Consider the following 1,060-nt stretch of genomic DNA (forward strand, 5'->3'; position numbering starts at 1 on the left):
GCTGTGCTACCATCGCGACCAAATGTCGGAGAGCGTCTGCGCGACTCTTCGCACTGCACTCACGTTCCCGCCACTGGCGGGTGATCGTTCGAATAAGGAAGGATGCATGGCGCTTCTGAAGATTTTTGTCGGCACGATGTATGGCGGTTCACTGGATGTGGCCGAGCAGGTTCAGCCGTTGTTCGAGCAGGCAGGTTACACGGTCGAGGTGCTCGACCAGCCGACACTGGCCGACCTGACTGACGCGCGCCCTGATCTGGCGCTGTTCGTCACCTCCACCACCGGCAGTGGCGATGTGCCGGGCAATCTGACCGGCTTCCTCAATGCGCTGTCTGCCGAGTCCCCGGCGCTGGATTGGCTGCGTTACGGCCTGATCGCCCTGGGCGATAGCTCCTACGGCGAGACCTACTGTGGCGCGGGGCGTCATCTGGATGAGCGTCTGGCTGACCTGGGCGCCACGCGTCACGGCGAGCGTCTCGAGATCGACGCCATGGAAACCTTCATGGCCGACGACGCGGCGCTGCCGTGGGTCGAGAGCTGGATTCCGACCCTGCCGGCCACGGCCTGATCCTGCGGCGGTGGGCTGGCCCGCCGCCTGCTTCTTCTGTTGTCCGTTCTTTCATCGAGACTGCTTCACATGCCGAAACTGAATCCTGATCATCCGCGTGCCCGCAACCTGACGCCGCAGCGCGTCTCCGTGCTGGCGGGTCTGGCGGTGGTAATGGTCGCCAATATTCCGCGTTTCCTGATGAGTGGCGAGAATACGCGTCTGATGCTGATCGTCGGCTTTGCCGTCGCCGTCAGCGCGCTGGGCATCTATATCTATCGCCAGCTGTCAGACACCGCTAAGGCCAAGGTGCCGACGATGATGCGTCGTCTGCTGGTCTGGCTGGTGGTGGGGCTGGCGGCGATGGCAGCGTTCAACTTTGCCGCGCCGATGCTCAACCGCCCTCAGGAAGGTGCGCTTGAGGTATTGGTCGATGGCCTGACACTGGGTCTGCTGGCGCATGTGATCAGCATGTGGATGCAGCGCCGCCGTGGTGAGGAAGGCTGAGCCTCG

2 protein-coding genes are annotated in these 1,060 nt (G+C 63.2%); both read left to right on the plus strand.

The annotated features are described in order from the left end of the window. Nucleotides 1-106 precede the first annotated feature (106 nt). Nucleotides 107-568, plus strand: coding sequence for a flavodoxin domain-containing protein (locus AC4FAH_RS13550; protein WP_043334117.1), 462 nt, complete (start codon nt 107-109; stop codon nt 566-568). A 69-nt stretch (nt 569-637) separates the two neighbouring features. Then, nucleotides 638-1,054, plus strand: a complete 417-nt coding sequence (locus AC4FAH_RS13555) for a hypothetical protein (protein ID WP_054556270.1) — start codon at nt 638-640, stop codon at nt 1,052-1,054. Nucleotides 1,055-1,060: the final 6 nt, after the last annotated feature.

It is taken from the genome of Cobetia sp., assembly GCF_983723665.1.

Bases quoted from the DNA above. Each gene is read 5' to 3' on its own strand.
- AC4FAH_RS13550 (WP_043334117.1), top strand. From the start codon at position 107: ATGGCGCTTCTGAAGATTTTTGTCGGCACGATGTATGGCGGTTCACTG.
- AC4FAH_RS13555 (WP_054556270.1), top strand. From the start codon at position 638: ATGCCGAAACTGAATCCTGATCATCCGCGTGCCCGCAACCTGACGCCG.